Annotated in this window: 13 protein-coding genes and 2 other annotated features (1 of these 15 running past the window's edge); of the genes, 3 read left to right on the top strand and 10 right to left on the bottom strand. The window is 36.4% G+C overall.

Features of this window, described 5'->3' with window-relative positions; genetic code table 11:
* Nucleotides 1-101: a binding site (T-box leader), on the bottom strand (it extends 154 nt beyond the left edge of the window).
* Between the two features lie 108 nt (nucleotides 102-209).
* The gene (locus G4D61_RS09455) at nucleotides 210-2,192 is read right to left on the bottom strand and encodes a methyl-accepting chemotaxis protein (protein ID WP_035355853.1); all 1,983 of its coding nucleotides are present in this window, start codon (nucleotides 2,190-2,192) and stop codon (nucleotides 210-212) included.
* A gap of 200 nt (nucleotides 2,193-2,392) precedes the next feature.
* Here G4D61_RS09455 and G4D61_RS09450 point away from each other — a divergent pair, with 200 nt between their 5' ends.
* Nucleotides 2,393-3,355 carry a D-2-hydroxyacid dehydrogenase gene (locus G4D61_RS09450; RefSeq protein ID WP_035355856.1) on the top strand — a complete coding sequence of 321 codons (963 nt, stop codon included), beginning with the start codon at nucleotides 2,393-2,395 and terminating at the stop codon, nucleotides 3,353-3,355.
* A gap of 335 nt (nucleotides 3,356-3,690) precedes the next feature.
* On the opposite strand, the gene G4D61_RS09445 is transcribed toward G4D61_RS09450, so the two are convergent.
* The 3 genes from G4D61_RS09445 to G4D61_RS09435 all read right to left on the bottom strand — a co-directional run bounded on the left by G4D61_RS09445 (nucleotide 3,691) and on the right by G4D61_RS09435 (nucleotide 6,010).
* Nucleotides 3,691-4,386: an LrgB family protein gene (locus tag G4D61_RS09445; protein ID WP_163173786.1), complete on the bottom strand. Its 696-nt coding sequence runs from the start codon at nucleotides 4,384-4,386 to the stop codon at nucleotides 3,691-3,693.
* Nucleotides 4,361-4,753, bottom strand: a complete 393-nt coding sequence (locus tag G4D61_RS09440) for a CidA/LrgA family protein (protein WP_429889196.1) — start codon at nucleotides 4,751-4,753, stop codon at nucleotides 4,361-4,363. Before G4D61_RS09440 ends, G4D61_RS09445 begins: the two co-directional genes overlap by 26 nt.
* 381 nt (nucleotides 4,754-5,134) lie before the next feature.
* A complete protein-coding gene (locus tag G4D61_RS09435) occupies nucleotides 5,135-6,010 on the bottom strand; it encodes a LysR family transcriptional regulator (RefSeq protein ID WP_025728045.1) in 876 nt (291 codons plus the stop codon).
* Nucleotides 6,011-6,540: 530 nt separating this feature from the next.
* Nucleotides 6,541-6,745 (top strand) — a binding site (T-box leader).
* A gap of 99 nt (nucleotides 6,746-6,844) precedes the next feature.
* On the opposite strand from G4D61_RS09435, the gene G4D61_RS09430 reads away from it, so the two are divergent.
* Both G4D61_RS09430 and serA read left to right on the top strand, forming a co-directional pair.
* Nucleotides 6,845-8,005, top strand: a complete 1,161-nt coding sequence (locus G4D61_RS09430) for a pyridoxal-phosphate-dependent aminotransferase family protein (protein ID WP_163173784.1) — start codon at nucleotides 6,845-6,847, stop codon at nucleotides 8,003-8,005.
* Nucleotides 7,998-9,623 (top strand): phosphoglycerate dehydrogenase, encoded by a 1,626-nt coding sequence (serA, locus tag G4D61_RS09425; RefSeq protein ID WP_163173782.1) that lies wholly within the window; start codon nucleotides 7,998-8,000, stop codon nucleotides 9,621-9,623. The genes G4D61_RS09430 and serA overlap by 8 nt, the downstream gene beginning before the upstream one ends.
* A gap of 253 nt (nucleotides 9,624-9,876) precedes the next feature.
* Here serA and G4D61_RS09420 read toward each other — a convergent pair whose 3' ends face one another.
* From G4D61_RS09420 to leuB, 6 genes are all read right to left on the bottom strand, one after another.
* A complete protein-coding gene (locus G4D61_RS09420) occupies nucleotides 9,877-10,905 on the bottom strand; it encodes a PTS sugar transporter subunit IIC (RefSeq protein WP_025728053.1) in 1,029 nt (342 codons plus the stop codon).
* A 379-nt stretch (nucleotides 10,906-11,284) separates the two neighbouring features.
* Nucleotides 11,285-12,412, bottom strand: coding sequence for an HAD family hydrolase (locus tag G4D61_RS09415; protein ID WP_163173780.1), 1,128 nt, complete (start codon nucleotides 12,410-12,412; stop codon nucleotides 11,285-11,287).
* A gap of 158 nt (nucleotides 12,413-12,570) precedes the next feature.
* Entirely contained in the window at nucleotides 12,571-13,581 is a 1,011-nt protein-coding gene (ilvA, locus tag G4D61_RS09410; RefSeq protein WP_025728059.1) for a threonine ammonia-lyase, read from the bottom strand.
* Nucleotides 13,578-14,168, bottom strand: coding sequence for a 3-isopropylmalate dehydratase small subunit (gene leuD, locus G4D61_RS09405; protein WP_163173778.1), 591 nt, complete (start codon nucleotides 14,166-14,168; stop codon nucleotides 13,578-13,580). Before leuD ends, ilvA begins: the two co-directional genes overlap by 4 nt.
* Nucleotides 14,169-14,226: 58 nt before the next feature.
* Nucleotides 14,227-15,645 (bottom strand): 3-isopropylmalate dehydratase large subunit, encoded by a 1,419-nt coding sequence (gene leuC, locus G4D61_RS09400; protein ID WP_025728063.1) that lies wholly within the window; start codon nucleotides 15,643-15,645, stop codon nucleotides 14,227-14,229.
* Between the two features lie 19 nt (nucleotides 15,646-15,664).
* Nucleotides 15,665-16,774 (bottom strand): 3-isopropylmalate dehydrogenase, encoded by a 1,110-nt coding sequence (gene leuB / locus G4D61_RS09395; RefSeq protein ID WP_025728065.1) that lies wholly within the window; start codon nucleotides 16,772-16,774, stop codon nucleotides 15,665-15,667.
* Nucleotides 16,775-16,785 lie beyond the last annotated feature (11 nt).

The following is a 16,785-nucleotide window of genomic DNA, read 5'->3' as shown; positions in this document are numbered from 1 at the left end:
GTTCAGAAGTCCATTCATCTACACTTCAACACCGGTTTACACCAACCACCGGCTCTCTGCTTGTATCCGTATAGAATACTACTCTTCATCATCACTTAAGTTTATTTCGAATTTATTGATTATTATATTAATCTCCATACAACAATATGTCAAGAGAATTTATCAATAAAAATTTAAAAAAATTAATCAACGACTATATATGTCTAACATTATATCTTAAATCTCTTCACTAAATCTTGAAGATACTCGGATATATTTGAAAGTGCTCTTGCAGAGTCACCAATATCCCCCATCGTATTTTGGTGATCTTCTATAGAGCTTGCCATTTCCTCAGTTGCTGCAGCATTTTCTACAGCAATGTTTGATAATTCATTTGTCGTAGAAGTAACTTCCTGAATTGATGCAGAAATTTCTTCTGTTACGGCTGCCATTTCTTCTATTTGTGGAGCAATATCCTTCATACCATCAATAATTAAGTTAAATTTCGTTATTGTTTCTTCGGATCTTGACACACCATGTTGTACATCTATTGATACTTGTTCCATTTCTTTTACATATTCTTTCATTTCATTTTGTATTTGGAAAATCAAGTTGGCTATTTCTTTTGTTGACACAGATGATTGATCAGCCAACTTCCGAATTTCTTCAGCGACAACGGCAAATCCTCTGCCATGTTCACCAGCTCTAGCAGCTTCAATTGCAGCGTTTAAAGCCAGTAAATTTGTCTGTTCAGCAATTCCCTTTATGACCTCTGTAATTTTACTAATTTGCATAGAATTTGCGTGTAAAGATTGTATCGTTTCATTTGAGTGTTGAACAGAACTATAGATCGATTGCATCTGATCAACAGTTTCTTGAACTGATTTCCCACCATTCTGTGCGTGTTCAACCGTTGTGTTTGTTAAGTTGGAAATGTCCATCGTACTATCTGTTACTTTCTCCATTGCCTTAGCAATTTCTCCAAGGGCTGTAACACTATTTTCAATTCCTTGCGTCTGTGTCTCTGCTCCACTTGCAATTTGCCCAACCGCAGAATTCAATTGTTTCGTTGCCTCTGTTGTATTTTCGACACTGCCAGTTAATTGATCTGCAGAAGATACAACCAACTCCGTGCTTTTATCGACTTGATCCAATAAATCTCTTAAATTGTCAGTCATCTTTTTGAAGCTTTGAGCAAGCGCACCGATTTCATCGTTTGATTTAATCGTAATTTCTTCTGTTAGATCACCATCACTAATTTTAATCGCAGCCTCCCTTAAGCGCTGGATTGGCTTTGTAATAGAGCGAATAATAAAGTAGCTTAAAATTGCGCCTAACACAAGGAAAATAAGCACTACTAAATAAGTTTCATACATGATCGGTTTAACAGCATCATTAATTTCTTTAGTGTTCATCGTACCCGCAATTTTCCAACCTGTTAAAGGATCTGTCGTATAAACCATTTTTTTATCTACGCCACTTTTGACATATGAAAAAGTTCCTGATTTCTGTTTGTACATGCGCTCGGTAATGCCTGTGCTTGATTTAGATCCCGCTTTTTTACCAGGTACTTCAATCACATTTTTATTTTGATCCAACAATATTGGGTATCCATGGACACCTATTTTAATTTGTTTTGCAAGATCATGGACTGCACTTAAATTGATGTCAACTGCAACGACACCTGATCCATCATTTGTTGTCTTTGCGACCGTAATAACCATATTGCCTGTAACAGCATCTTGATAAGGCTCTGTAATGATCGTTTCCCCTTTTTTAGCCATCGCCTCTTTATACCAAGATCTTTCCCTCGGATCGTATCCTTTCGGCAATGCTTGTTTCGGTTCTATAATCATTAAACCTTTCGTTGTTCCAACGTACACATTGATTACCGTATCGTTTAAATTTTTATACTGTTGAAATTGTGTACGGATTTGTTCATTTTTCTTTTGTTTATATTGCTTTGCAGTAATGTGCTCAGCAAAATAATTAACATCTTGAATTCTTGGTTGAATTGTCTCATTAATTTTCGTTTTTAAGATTTCTACGTTTTGATTTGCATCATCGATTGTTCTTTGTTCGATTACTTTTTTTGAAAAATATGAAGAACTGTAGCCGATAATAAGACTCGGAACTATGAGAACAGCAATTAAAGTAACCGCAAGTCTTGTTTTCATATTCCAACTAATGTACTTTTTTAGAAATTTTTTCATGCTGGCAACTCCTTTTTTGTCGAGGCATGTCATAATACGTCTAATCTTATTATCGTATCATCTTAGTCTTTATTCATAGGTATTTATGACTATATTTAGATTGATAAATATTAATTTTTTATTAGAGCATCATTTAGAAGGATTTTCATAAATTTTTATCGAAGAACATAAACATAAACTTGTGGAAATGAGGGATTTTAATGGCATCTAGAACAATGATTATTACTGAATCCTTGAGTCAACAAAAAGTCGATCAAATTCAACAATATATACCTGATTGGAATATTGTCGTCGGCAAAGAAACCGAAATATGGAAACCTTACGTGAAAGAAGCTGAAATTATAGCAGGCTGGAATAGAAGGATTGAACAAGAAGTTCTTAGTCAAGATTCAAACTTGCGCTGGATTCAAAGCTGGAGTGCAGGGGTTAATAGTTTTCCGTTAGAACAATTAAAAGTGAGAGAGATTTTATTAACGACTGCTAGCGGTGTCCATGCTTATCCTATTTCAGAAACGATTTTCGCGATGATGCTTGGTTTTACACGAAACATTCATACATATGTGCGTAATCAATTGAAGAAACAATGGGACGATACTAATTTGAAGCTTGAAATCCACGACAAAACAATTGGAATTATCGGCGTCGGAGAGATCGGTCTAGAAACTGCCAAAATTGCAAAAGCGTTTGGGATGAAAGTGATTGGGGTAAGAAATTCAGGAAAACAAGCAAAATTTGTGGATGAAATGTACAAAACGGAACAATTGCCAACTGTGCTAAAACAATGTGATTTCGTCATCGTTTGTCTGCCATTAACAAAAAAAACGCATCATCTTTTCGGAAAAGAACAGTTTAAACAAATGAAATCGACAGCCTTCTTTGTCAATATCGGCCGCGGAGAAATTGTTGATGAAAATGCATTAATATCAGCATTGCGCAATGGGGAAATTGCCGGTGCAGGTCTGGATGTTTTCGAAAAAGAGCCTTTACAAGAGGATAGTCCGCTATGGGATTTAGAAAATGTAATTATTACACCACATACAGCAGGCTCAACCGCCCAATACGACCAACGTGTTATCGAAAACATATTGATTCCAAATTTAAAGAACTATTTAAGCGGTAACGACTTAACGATCAATCTTGTTGACTATCATAAAGGTTATTAAGACATTCATGCCTAACATGTAATATTAGTTGTAAGCAGTCGACAAGCTTATTGTTTTTTAGTATTGAATCTGTACACATATCCCGTATTTGTTTTAATAACATGTTAAGTCTCCCATTTTCCACTCTAAAAATCACTTATAGAAATGGAACTAAAGGGATTCAAAAGCAACACTCCATTGGTTCGGAGGAAACCAATGGAGCGTTGCTTTGTAATGATCATTTAAATGTTAGATTGGATAAGCTTGTTTTTATACAAAAATAGCTCTATTGCTGTAAATGCTGCAATAGAGCTTAAATAAAAATTGGATGGGCCAAACAGCCTATCTATTTTTCATCATAGACTATGATCCAGTATTGGAAAAAATGTAGAAGTAAGAATAAATCCTACAATACCTGCCACGATCATGCCAAGACTGGCAAACGTACCTTCAAGCTCACCGATTTCAAATGCCCTCGATGTCCCTGCTCCATGTGCTCCCATCCCTAAAAGAAGTCCTTTTGCAGTTGATGCTTTGATTGAAAGCATTCGAATTACCATTGGGCCAACAATCATCCCAATTAAACCGGTTATAATAACGAAGACAGCAGTCATCGTTGGAAGTCCTCCAATAAGCTGGGAAATATTCATCGCAATTGGTGTCGTAATTGAACGTGGTACGATACTATCAACTGTAGAAGTACTAAGTCCCATCCATAAGGAAAATAAGAATGAAGATGTAATGGCCATCGCTGATCCAACGATGATACTCATCAATACTTCGATACTATATTTTTTTAGCAATGCAAAATGTTTATACATTGGAACAGCAAACGCAACTGTTGCTGGTCCTAATAAATTAGTCAATAAACTAGTCCCTTTCGCATACGTTACATATGGAGTATGAAAAACCGCTAATAGTAAAATAATAAGAATTGGACAAATTAGTAGCGGAGTTAAAAAAAAGAATTTCCAACGTGCATAAATTTTTTTACACATCCAGAAAACAAGCACAGTAACGACAACACTAATGCTTTGGAGAAGCAGATTCATGTTTTACATCCTTTCTTAATTTTGACAAGATTTCCGCTGTAAATCCTGTAAAAATCATGACAACAATTGTACTTAAAATGATAATGAGAAAAATCTTAACTCCTTCTAATCCGAGCATTTGCTTATACTTCATAACCCCTACTGCAGATGGAACAAAAAAAAGAAGCAGTTCTGCTATTAGCCAATTCGCTCCTAAGTCAACCCACTCCACCCTAATGATTTTACTTTGAAGTAAAACAAATAATATAACGAGACCAATAATACTCCCCGGAATTGATATATGAAAAGAAGTGGCAATAAAATTACCTATCATAAATAAAACGTAAAGGAAACAGATTTGTATAATTCTCTTAATCCATATCATCATATTATGTCCTCCCATTTAAGCTTACTTTTAAAAAGAGCAGTCTACAATTGGACCGCTACTTGCTAAAAATTGTTCATTTTATAAGCAATCGACGATGACCTCAACATACTACATTGATGCTACCCTATACGATCCAAGTCAGTGCCCGTGAGGAAAAAGAAATATAAACATGAACATTATTTAACATGTAAGCTTAAACGTTGTCTTCACCCCCATATATACAATTTCATTGCAACAACCAATGCTTTATAAAAAATGTAATGACACATATTGTTAACAATTTTATTCGGTACATATACTTTACTTCAATTTTTATAAAACGTAAAATACATATAATTTATAGCTCCTATAACTTATAGGAATGAAAGTGGTATCATCTCATTAAGATAAAGTTATATATTCAATAAACGTCTTAGCTGCATTTGAAACATATTTTTCTTTTTTTAAAATAATTCCTAAGTTCCAAGGAATAATCGGATCTTTAATAGGAATTGCCTTCACAGTATTAGGATTCGCCTTTTTTGTAATTGATTTTGGAAAAAATGTAACGCCAAGATCTTGTTCTACCATCTCGCTTATAAAATCCCATTGGGAACTTTCATACGATACATTAGGCTGAAAACCGGCATTTTGGCATTCCTGTATAATCCGATCATGCAATGTAAAATCTTCAGTAAATAAAATAAACGGCTCATCTTTTACATCTAAAATGGAAACTTCCTCTTTAGCGGCTAATCGATGTGATGTATGTACAAATAGCATCAATTCCTCCGTAGCAAAAGGAATAATATTAAAATCGTTATCTTCTTCAGGCAGCATGATAATGCCAAAATCAAGCTCGCCCTCTTTTACTAATTGCTTCACCCGTTTTGCACCATGCTCAATCAATTGAATTTTTACATTAGGATATAATGTTTGAAATCCTTTAATGATCTTAGGGAAAAATACAGTTCCAATAAGTGGTGGGAGGCCAAATTTAATTTTTCCCTTTTTCAAAGTCGTCATATCTTGTAAAAGAGCATGTAAATCATTAAACGCATGTACTACTTTTTGGCTTTGAGAAAATACTATTTCCCCAGCATCTGTTAATTCAATATGCTTCGACCGTCTATCAATCAGTTCGATTTCTAATTCTTCTTCCAAACTTTTCACCATTTTGCTTAATGCCGGCTGTGATATATGTAAAGTATTAGCAGCTTTTGTAAAACTTTTTTGCTTTGCAACTTCAATAAAGTAAAGCAATTGACGAATGTCCATTTGATCTATCTCCAATAAATGAATTTATTTCCTTTATCTAGGATATTAATGGATGAACACTTACAATATCAAATCATCACAATTAAATTTAGAAAAAAAGAGAGTTCTTTCATAAATTATTCGGAGGAAATAAGAAGTAAACATGATTTTAGCGATGCATGGATGAAAGTTGCCACCAAAACGAATATAGCAAACTTTCAATATAGTAGATTCAATAATGCACAGATTGCCGTGCCGATAAAAGTTTTTTTCCATAAGATTATTCTGTAAGGGTGAAAAAGCATCCGTTTGTACTGCCAAGATGCTTTTTCGGGGAGAGTAATAATATTATTTCCTGTTTTTGTGTTTTTATACAGTTTCAAACATGATTAACAAATAGATTCACCTTCAAAAGTATAGAATATGTCAAAAATGCTAAAGAGACAGTTTTTTTAAAATTGTTTATTTTTTTCTTTACACTGTCGAATCATGATGTTAGAATAACGTCAACAGGGAATTATCGAAATAAACATCCTATTCTCAAAAATACAAAACAAGTAATGATGAAGAAGGTGTATAGATAAAGTTTCAGAGAGTCGGTGTTCGCTGCAAACCGATACTTCATCTATACAAACCTAGCGCTTCTGAACTGGTCAGCTGAAATAACAGTAGGTTGCCCCGGCATCGCCGTTATCTAGTCGAGACTATTTAAAAGTAGTAAACGAGGGTGGTACCACGGTTAATAACGTCCCTCATAGCAATATGTATTTGCTATGAGGGGCGTTTTATTTTTATGGACGGCATTATAACCCGTTCTATACATTCTATTTTTTCAAAAGTGAAAGGATGAACAAAATGCTATTTTGTAAAGATTCTTTATTTACACCTGGTCCAACACCAATTCCAGAACGAGTTCAAAAAGCTATGAGTCAGCCGATGGTAGCCCATCGCAGCAAAGTTTTCTCTAAAAATCTTGAAGAGGTTGCGACAAGACTTCAGCCTGTTTTTGGTACAAAGGAGCCTGTTATTATTGTAGCGGGCAGTGGAACTTCTGCTTTAGAAAGCGCAGTGTGCAATGTTATTAACGAAGGTGATCATGTAGTCGTTGTTGTCACAGGAGTTTTTGGCGAACGATTCGCTTCAATTTGTGAAGCATATGGCGCTGAAGTCCACCGTTTAAACATAACATGGGGAAAAACTTGCCAACCTGAAGAGCTAGAAGACTATTTAAAAACAGTAAATCAGCCGATTAAAGCTGTATTTGCTACTTATTGTGAAACTTCAACAGCTGTCTTAAATCCTATTAAGGAACTTGGCGAAGTGACAAAACGCATAAGTGATGCTCTATTTATCGTCGACGGTGTTAGCTGTATTGGCGGTGTCCCTGTGAATATGGAAGAATATCAAATTGATATTCTAGTCTCTGGTTCACAAAAGGCATTAATGCTTCCACCAGGCCTTGCTTTCATTGCAGTTAATCAACGCGGTAAAGAGGCGATTAAAAATGGAACATCCAAACGCTTCTATCTTGATTTAAATCGTTATATTCAATCTTATGATGAACAAACAACAACACCATTCACTCCGCCTGTTTCCCTTATTTACGGTGCGAATGAAGTTTGTCAAATGATTGAAGAAGAAGGATTTGAGCAAGTGATCAAACGTCATGCAGTAATGAGAGATATGACTCGTGCTGGCGTTCAAGCATTAGAACTTCCACTATTTGTCGAAAAAGATGCCGATGCTTCCCCTACTGTTACATCAATTAGACCTGAAGATGGGCAAGCAAACGCCATTAAAAATTATTTACAAGAACATTTCTCAATGACAATTGCAAGCGGTCAAAAACAGTTAAAAGGTGAAATCTTTAGAATCGGGCATATGGGATATTGCACACCATTTGATGTTATTCAATATTTAACAGCACTTGAATTTGCTGTAAATGCTTTATACGAAAAAGATGTGTTTGGTCTAGCTGTTAAAACCGCACAGGAGGTATGGAAAAAACATGTATAAAGTGCTCGTTACCGACAATGTAAATGACGAAGGACTTACGAAATTATATGAGCATGAACATTTTACTGTCGATAAAAATACGGAGCTACCACCTAAGGAAATAAAAGAAATCATTCATCAATACGATGCCTTGATTGTAAGGAACCAAACGAAAGTAACAAAAGAAATCATTGAACATGCTGCAAATTTAAAAGTAATTGCCCGTGCTGGAGTAGGCGTTGATAATATTGACGTTGATGCGGCAACACGAAAAGGTATCATTGTTGTCAATTCTCCAGGAGGAAATACAATTTCAGCAACTGAACATACTTTAGCAATGATGCTGTCACTTTCAAGAAATATTCCACAGGCCCATCAGTCAACAACAAATGGTCTTTGGGAACGTGACAAATTTAAGGGCGTAGAGCTTTACCAAAAAACATTAGGCGTCATCGGAATGGGAAAAATCGGAACCGAGGTTGCAAAACGGGCTCAAGCTTTTAAAATGACTATTTTAGGATATGATCCATACTTAACAGAAGAACGCGCCAGCAAATTAGGCATTAAAAAAGCAACATTAAATGAAATCGCTGCAGCCTCTGATTTTATTACTGTTCATACACCATTAATTAAAGATACAAAACATCTTATTAATGAAGCATTTTTAGCAAAAACAAAAAAAAGTGTTCGCCTCGTGAATTGTGCACGCGGTGGTTTAATCGATGAACACGCCCTACTTGCTGCTTTACATTCGGGACACGTGGCAGGCGCTGCACTTGATGTATTTGAAAATGAGCCAAAAATTACCGAAGGCTTATTAAAACAAGCAAATGTCATTGTAACTCCCCATCTAGGTGCGTCAACACAAGAAGCTCAAATACGAGTAGCGATCGATGTTAGTGAAGAAATCATCAATATTTTTGAATCTCAATCGATTCGTAATGCGATTAACATGCCGCAAACAAGCGGGGAAGTTCAAGGACGTATGGAGCCTTATTTAATGCTCGGTGAACAAGTGGCACAGATCGGTATCCAATTATTAAACGATGCACCTGAAAAAATTGACATCACCTATGCTGGGGAATTAATAGAAGAGGACACAAGTTTATTAACAAGAACTATTATAAAAGGCATTTTAACTTACCATCTTGGCGAGAGCGTAAACTTAGTAAACGCCATTCATTTATTGAAGGAACAAGGTTTAACTTACAATATTCAAAAGAATGCTAAAAACAAAGGATTCTCAAACTATTTAGAGCTTACATTGCATAAACATAGCAAAGAAATCAAAGTCGGTGCTGCCATCATTAATGGTTTCGGTGCCCGCATTGTTAAATTAAACGAATATCGTATTGATGTTCGCCCTGAGCAGCATTTACTATATATTAAACACCAAGATATTCCTGGGATGATTGGTCAAGTAGGTTCCATTTTAGGGAAAAATGATACGAATATCGGTACAATGCAAGTGGGAAGGAAAGAAATTGGTGGCGAGGCCATCATGGTTCTTACACTTGATAAAAAAATCGAGCAAAATGTTGCTGACAACATTAAATCATTGATTGGAATGAAAGATATCCAAACATTAGAATTAACAACGGGTTATAACTTTCAGGACTCCCCCTTTATTGAAGTATAGTCAATAATCGTTTATCGAACTCATATTCATAATTGATAGAGAAAAGCATTCGAGCATTGTATCGAATGCTTTTTTATATATGGACGGTGATTTCCGCAGGCGGCCCGTAAGCATCCTTATTTAAGATGAAACGAAAGTAAAAAGAGCAATGATGATAGAATGTTCAGCAGTAAAAAAAAGACTAATAATCATCTGGATAGAAGCGTTAGCCCCTTGATCCTAATGATTATTAGTCCCCTTAAACTAAAATATGCTATTGTACTTCCATTTGTAAATCTCCTCTTTTTGCCCAACCAAGTAGTTTAATAAAATGATAGATTCCTAAAGTAATGATGATTGGCAGCACAACTCCAGTTGCAATGTATATAAGTAATCCCGTTAATCCTTGATTTGCAACAATATTAAGTGGCGCAATTAAAGAATTAAGGCCGAGTCCTGCAAGTTCATACGAAACTTTAAAATGGAAAGCCATCGTTGCGATTGGCGCACAAATAATAGACGAAATAAATGGCGGAATCACAAGTCGCGGATTTTTCACTAAATTAGGAAACTGTACCTTTGGTGTAATAAGTGATTGTGCAATATTTGCACCGAGGTCATTTTGTTTAAACGACATCGCTGTAAACCCAACGAATTGGACAGTACATCCAATTAATGCAGCTGCGCTCGAAACAGGATCAAGTTGCAGTGCAATTGCAAGTGCAGCAGATGAAGCGGGTGTCATTAACAAAATGCTCCAAACAAGGGAAACAACCATTGATCCCAGTAATGGACTGCCATCTACAGAAGCTGTAATTTGTCCGCTAATCCATTGCAGCAATGGTGTTGTTACTGCTGCTAGCCCAACACCTGCAACTCCTCCAACAAGGACAGCAGCAAATGGAATTGCCATCATATCTAATTTTGTCCGACCAGCAACACGTTTTCCTACCCATGTTGCCACAAGAGCCGCTAACACAGCACTGACTGGTTGTCCAGTAACAAGGGTAATGAGCCCATCAGATGTTTGATGAATGGCATTTCCTCCAATTGCACTGCAGGCCATTGCACTAAAAATGATTAATGTATTTCCTCCTAGCTGATAAGCAATCCCTGCTCCGATTGCGGGGGCAAGCAATGATTTTGTTGCAGCTCCAATCGTTAGAAAACCAGCCCATCCTAAAAACTTGCCAAACGTCTCAAATAATAGACCAATCCCCAAAGTCACCAATACTGCATTCGATGCACCGATCGATGCTTTATACATACGTTCAATAAGGTAATCCTTCGTTGCCTGTTTCATTATGAATTCCCCTCTTTTTTGTAAAATATTTAAATTTTCTGTCTTTTATACTTAAATAAAAAACGATAATAATATAAAAGTGCTTTTATCTGCTCATACAATCCAAATGTGGACCATTTTTCCCATTTTCTTGAACTCCTTTTTGTTGATGTTGTAATATTACAATAATATTCAGATAAAGTCAATAATTTATTTTATTCTAATTTATCATTCTTTTATAGAGGCATTTATTATTTAACAATAACAACCATGTGATAAAACCTAACATTATTTTTATCAATTCAATGATTGATGTTAGATTCTCTTTAAATAATAAAAATGCATAAGCCCTGTTCAATATGGGCCTATGCGAATATAGTAATTGACCAATATTAATACATTAAATGATTGTTTGTACATCTAATACAGAATCTAATATATAATCTGCACCATGCTCTTCAAATTCCGCTCTTGCTTCCTGACCTGATAATCCTGTTAGAATACCAGCAAAAAGACAGCCCATCTTTTGCGCCGCTAATAAATCTGCTAAAGAATCTCCAACGATTAATATGTCTTTCCCATTTTTAAGTGGAAGCTCTGTATGAACAATTTCTTGAGCCGATGTTTCAGTCCCTTTTAAAGACAATAAATATGTAAAAGGATTTGGCTTTGCTAATGGCAGATCACTTTGAAGCTCTGTTTCAGCCTTTAGTACTTCGTCCGCTGTAGCAATATGATTCTCTTGGAAAAATTCTAACCATCCTAAAGCTTTAAAAGGTCCAAATGTTTCTAACTGAGGTCTGCCTGTCCCAACCCCAAGTGCAATTCCTTTTGATCTGATATTTGAGAATAACGCTTTAATTTCTTCTGGTTTTGCTAAAGGAATTTCCTCCTCCAGAAAACCTTTTTTTCCCGGCTGAACAGATGGTTTCCCAGTAGAAGATAAAATATATTTATCGCCGACATACCATTCTTGTGAGGCATGTTCACCAACCGACCATAATGCACCTTTTCTACTAAAAATATCTGTTTTAACGCCTAATTTGTCAAATACAATGTTATCTAATACTTTTAATAATCCCTGCTTCGTTTCTGTTGTATGTTTAAAATCTTCAAGGAACATTGTGAAATCCAATGTTAATTCATACTTTGAAAAAACGGCTTTCATTTCTGCAATCGTATCATAATTGATTTCAGCAGTTAACCATTTTTCAATTTGATCCGCTTCATCCTCTTTAATTTGAGTTAAAAGATGGATAAGCTGATCGCTTAATGTTAAATAAATCATATCCCAATTTGCATTTAATCCTCTAGACTTCAGAAGTTTAAGTACTTCATCTTGAACGAAAACTTGCTCCCTAATTCTATTAATTTCCTCATCACGATAGACTGTCTTGAATTGATCAGGAGCCAACCCTAAATAATGATCACTATGTATAATTTCCCAAACAGTTAATCCAGAAGCATCAAAATATCTTTCTTCACTTAATAAAACACCATCAACATCAAATAATATTGTTTTAACCATTTTTTCACCCCTTTACTCTATTAGTGTATCAAAATACGCCTTCAAAATCATTGATTTTTTCGAGTGTTCAGCTAATTAATAAAGGGCCGGACATCACACCGCCATATACAAGAATCTCCTTATATATGTATAATGTGATGCCAGGTCCTTTTAAGTGCTTATAATGAAACGATTTTTCGCTTAGCCTTTTCTGACATTGCTAACCTTTTAAAATATGGAATTTTTTCAATGTCTGCATTACCTCCACTGACGATCACGCCAACGTGTTTACCAGCTACATTTACTTTTCCGCTTAAAATTGCCGCAAAGGCTGCAGCACCTGCACCTTCCACAAACATTTTCTCCCGTTCGAGCATGAGGATAATTGCTGAGGCAATTTCTTCATCACTAACAGTAACAATCTCATCAACATAATGGTTGATGAGTGGAAATGTGAGTCTCCCACTTTCCTTCACGAGAATACCATCCGCTATCCCTGTTACATTATCCAATCTATGATTACCAAGCCCCTTAAATCGATTATAAGTAGCAGGAGCACCTGTTGATTGGACACCAACGACTTTAATAGTCGGGGCGAAATTTTTCACTAAACTAGCAACACCAGCAATGAGTCCGCCACCACCAATAGGTACAACGATTGTATTCAGATCTGAACATTGCTGAATCATTTCTAATGCAATTGTTCCCTGACCTGCCATCACTTCATAATCATCATACGGATGAATAAATGTTGCCCCACTGATCTTTTGATCTTCAATTGCTGCCTCATATGCTTCCTGGAATGATTCACCAGTTAATACGACTTCTGCCCCGTACGCCTTTGTCGCAATTACTTTTGCCATTGGCGTTTTTTCCGGCATATAAATTTTTGATTTAATGCCTTGCTTAGTGGCCGAAAAAGCAACGCCTTGAGCGTGATTCCCAGCTGATGCCGCAATAACACCGTTTCGTTTAGCATACTTAGATAGATTCGTTATCTTATTTAACGCTCCTCTAATTTTAAACGATCCTGTCCGCTGCAAATTTTCCATTTTAAAATACAACTGAGCCCCTGCCATATCATTGAAAGTACTTGATTGATTTAAAGGGGTTCTATGAATAATTGGTAATAAGTTTTCAAATGCACTTATAACGTCTTTAGTTTGTAAGTAATCCCCACGTTCCGTCACACTCCTAATGTTGTGGTTTTTTCATATTCCGCGATCTTTTCTTCATGCATCAATGTTAACCCAATCTCATCTAGACCTTCTAATAGCATATTTTTTTGATATGGATCTACTTGAAATTCTATGCGAAATTGTTCACTAAATATGACTTCATTCTCAAGATCGACCGTTAAATATAAAGAATGTTTACTTGCTTCCTCTATTAAACTATACACTTCTTTTTCCGGTAAAACAATTGCTAATATTCCGTTTTTCAGACAATTGTTAAAAAATATATCTGCGAAGCTAGGTGCAATAATAACTTTAAATCCATAGTCTAAAAGTGCCCATGGTGCATGTTCTCTCGAGGAACCACATCCGAAGTTATCACCTGCAACGAGAATTGAAGTGCCTTCATATTTAGGATGATTTAATTCAAAGTCGTCTTTCTTCACACCATTTTCATCAAATCTCCAGTTGTAAAAAAGACATTCTCCAAATCCTTTTCTTTCAATTCTTTTCAAAAACTGCTTCGGTATAATTTGATCTGTATCAACATTTGTACGATTTAGAGGAAATACTAACCCTGTATGTTTCTTGAACGCTTCCATCTATTAACCTCCTTGAAACGAAATGTACCGATTGAGGAGCACATGAACATATATCTTTTTAATGATGAGATAAAACTGAATCAAGTTTCCGAACGTCTACAAACTTCCCATAAATAGCAGCAGCTGCTGCCATGATCGGACTGACTAAATGGGTACGTGATCCAGTCCCTTGGCGACCTTCGAAATTCCGATTCGATGTAGAGGCACATCTCTCTCCAGCAGGTACAATATCATCATTCATAGCAAGGCACATACTGCAGCCGGCTTCCCGCCATTCAAATCCTGCTTCCGTGAAAATTTTATCTAAGCCTTCTTCTTCAGCCTGTGCTTTTACACTTTGTGATCCTGGAACAATTAATGCTCTTACACCATCATGTACATGCTTTCCTTTCACAACTTCGGCTGCTGCTCTTAAATCGGCAATCCGTGAATTCGTACATGATCCAATAAAAACATGTTGAATTTCGATATCACTAATCGGCTGTCCGGCTTCTAATCCCATATAATGTAATGCCTTTTCAACCGCTTGTTTTTTATTTTCATCCTCAATATTTGCCGGAACTGGCAACGTGCTATTAATTGGCAGGCACATAGATGGATTAGTTCCCCATGTCACTTGCGGCTCAATTTCACTAGCATCTAATTCAAGTGTACGGTCATATTCTGCCCCTTCATCACTTGCTAATGAAAGCCAATAGGCTGCCTTTTTCTCAAACTCTTCACCTTTCGGAACATATTTTCTTCCACGAAGATAAGATATTGTCGTTTCATCTGGGCTAATCAAACCTGCCCTCGCTCCAGCTTCAATAGACATGTTACAAACGGTCATTCTTTCTTCCATTGATAAGTGACGGATTGCTTCCCCAGTATACTCAACAATATGGCCAGTTCCGACGCCAATACCATATTTCCCAATAATAGCTAAAATTAAATCTTTAGCAGTTACACCGTAACCAAGCTTCCCATTAATTTTTATTTGCATCGTTTTTGGTCTTTTTTGCCAAAGTGTTTGAGTAGCAAGAACGTGTTCAACCTCACTTGTGCCGATGCCAAATGCAATCGCGCCAAATGCTCCGTGTGTCGACGTATGACTATCCCCACAAACAATCGTTTTACCAGGTTGCGTTAAACCGAGTTCTGGACCAATAACATGTACGATCCCTTGATCAGGATGATGAATACCTGCAAGCGGTACTCCAAAATATTCGCAATTCTTTTCTAACGTTGACATCTGTTTTTTAGAAACTGGATCAGAAGAGATTCGATCTTTCGTCGTCGCAACATTATGATCCACCGTTGCGAACGTTAAATCTGGTCTTCGTACCTTGCGCTGATTCATTCTTAAACCTTCGAATGCTTGCGGTGATGTAACTTCATGAACTAGATGAAGATCAATATAAAGCAAATCGGGTTTTCCCTCTTCATGAAGAACTAAATGCTGATCCCATATTTTATCAATAATTGTTTGCGGCTTCATCTAATCACTCCAATCTTGATTACTGATAAGTTTTCGCTAATCCATTTATTGCATGATTTTCACGGATCTTTTCAACTACTTTTTCAGTCATTTGTGACGTACTTAAAATGTTCCCATTTGGAATTTGTAAATCTCCAGTACAATATCCATCTTTTAAAATGTCATCAACCGATGTTTCAATAAGCTTTGCTTCTATTTCAAGTCCAAAAGAATAACGCAGCATCATTGCAGCAGATAAAATCGTACCGAGTGGATTTGCTTTTCCTTGTCCTGCAATATCTGGGGCTGAGCCATGAACAGGTTCATACATTCCAAAAGCGTCAGCCCGTAAGCTTGCTGAAGGCAGCATGCCTAATGATCCTGTAATGATGGAAGCTTCATCGCTTAAAATATCCCCAAACAAGTTTTCTGTTACAATGACATCAAATTGTTCTGGCTTCGTAATTAACTGCATCGCTGTTGAATCGACAAGCATATGCTGGACATCAACATCTTGATATTTGGATGCCATTTGATCCACAATTTCTCTCCACATGCGGCTTGATTCTAACACATTTGCTTTATCAACTGATGTCAATTTCTTTCTCCGTAATCTAGCCAATTGAAATGCCTTTTCTACAATTCTTTCAATCTCAGCTTTTGAATACTGTAACGTATCAACGACTTCTTCGTTGAATTGTCCGCGCCTTTCGCTCGGTCTTCCAAAATATAGACCGCCTGTTAATTCTCGAACAATTAATAAATCAACATTTCCTATCACCTCTTGTTTCAAAGGTGATGCAGAAATTAACGGTTCGTATGTTTTAACTGGTCGCAAATTAGCAAATAGGCCCATTTCTTTACGAAGGCCTAGCAATCCTTTTTCAGGGCGCAATTCAGGTTTATTATGATCCCATTTAGGTCCACCGACAGCGCCAAGAAGAATCGCATCACTTTCAGCACATTTTTGCAATGTTGCAGTTGGAAGTGGAGATCCTTCTAGATCGATAGCAATCCCGCCAATGAGCGCTTCAACAAATTCAAATTGATGACCGAAGTGATCGAATACAGCTTTTAGCACTTTGACAGCTCCATCCATTACTTCAGGACCGATACCATCACCTGGTAAAACGGTAATTTTTTTTGCCATCTGTTTCCCTC

The sequence above is a fragment of the Heyndrickxia ginsengihumi genome, from assembly GCF_011008565.1.
In the GTDB taxonomy this organism is placed as follows: Bacteria; Bacillota; Bacilli; order Bacillales; family Bacillaceae_C; genus Weizmannia; species Weizmannia ginsengihumi.
This window is presented reverse-complemented; position numbering and strand designations above follow the sequence as displayed.

Coding starts and splice junctions, on each gene's coding strand:
- G4D61_RS09455 (WP_035355853.1), bottom strand. CDS start 2,192: ATGAAAAAATTTCTAAAAAAGTACATTAGTTGGAATATGAAAACAAGA.
- G4D61_RS09450 (WP_035355856.1), top strand. CDS start 2,393: ATGGCATCTAGAACAATGATTATTACTGAATCCTTGAGTCAACAAAAA.
- G4D61_RS09445 (WP_163173786.1), bottom strand. CDS start 4,386: ATGAATCTGCTTCTCCAAAGCATTAGTGTTGTCGTTACTGTGCTTGTT.
- G4D61_RS09440 (WP_429889196.1), bottom strand. CDS start 4,753: ATGATGATATGGATTAAGAGAATTATACAAATCTGTTTCCTTTACGTT.
- G4D61_RS09435 (WP_025728045.1), bottom strand. CDS start 6,010: ATGGACATTCGTCAATTGCTTTACTTTATTGAAGTTGCAAAGCAAAAA.
- G4D61_RS09430 (WP_163173784.1), top strand. CDS start 6,845: ATGCTATTTTGTAAAGATTCTTTATTTACACCTGGTCCAACACCAATT.
- serA (WP_163173782.1), top strand. CDS start 7,998: ATGTATAAAGTGCTCGTTACCGACAATGTAAATGACGAAGGACTTACG.
- G4D61_RS09420 (WP_025728053.1), bottom strand. CDS start 10,905: ATGAAACAGGCAACGAAGGATTACCTTATTGAACGTATGTATAAAGCA.
- G4D61_RS09415 (WP_163173780.1), bottom strand. CDS start 12,412: ATGGTTAAAACAATATTATTTGATGTTGATGGTGTTTTATTAAGTGAA.
- leuD (WP_163173778.1), bottom strand. CDS start 14,168: ATGGAAGCGTTCAAGAAACATACAGGGTTAGTATTTCCTCTAAATCGT.
- leuC (WP_025728063.1), bottom strand. CDS start 15,645: ATGAAGCCGCAAACAATTATTGATAAAATATGGGATCAGCATTTAGTT.
- leuB (WP_025728065.1), bottom strand. CDS start 16,774: ATGGCAAAAAAAATTACCGTTTTACCAGGTGATGGTATCGGTCCTGAA.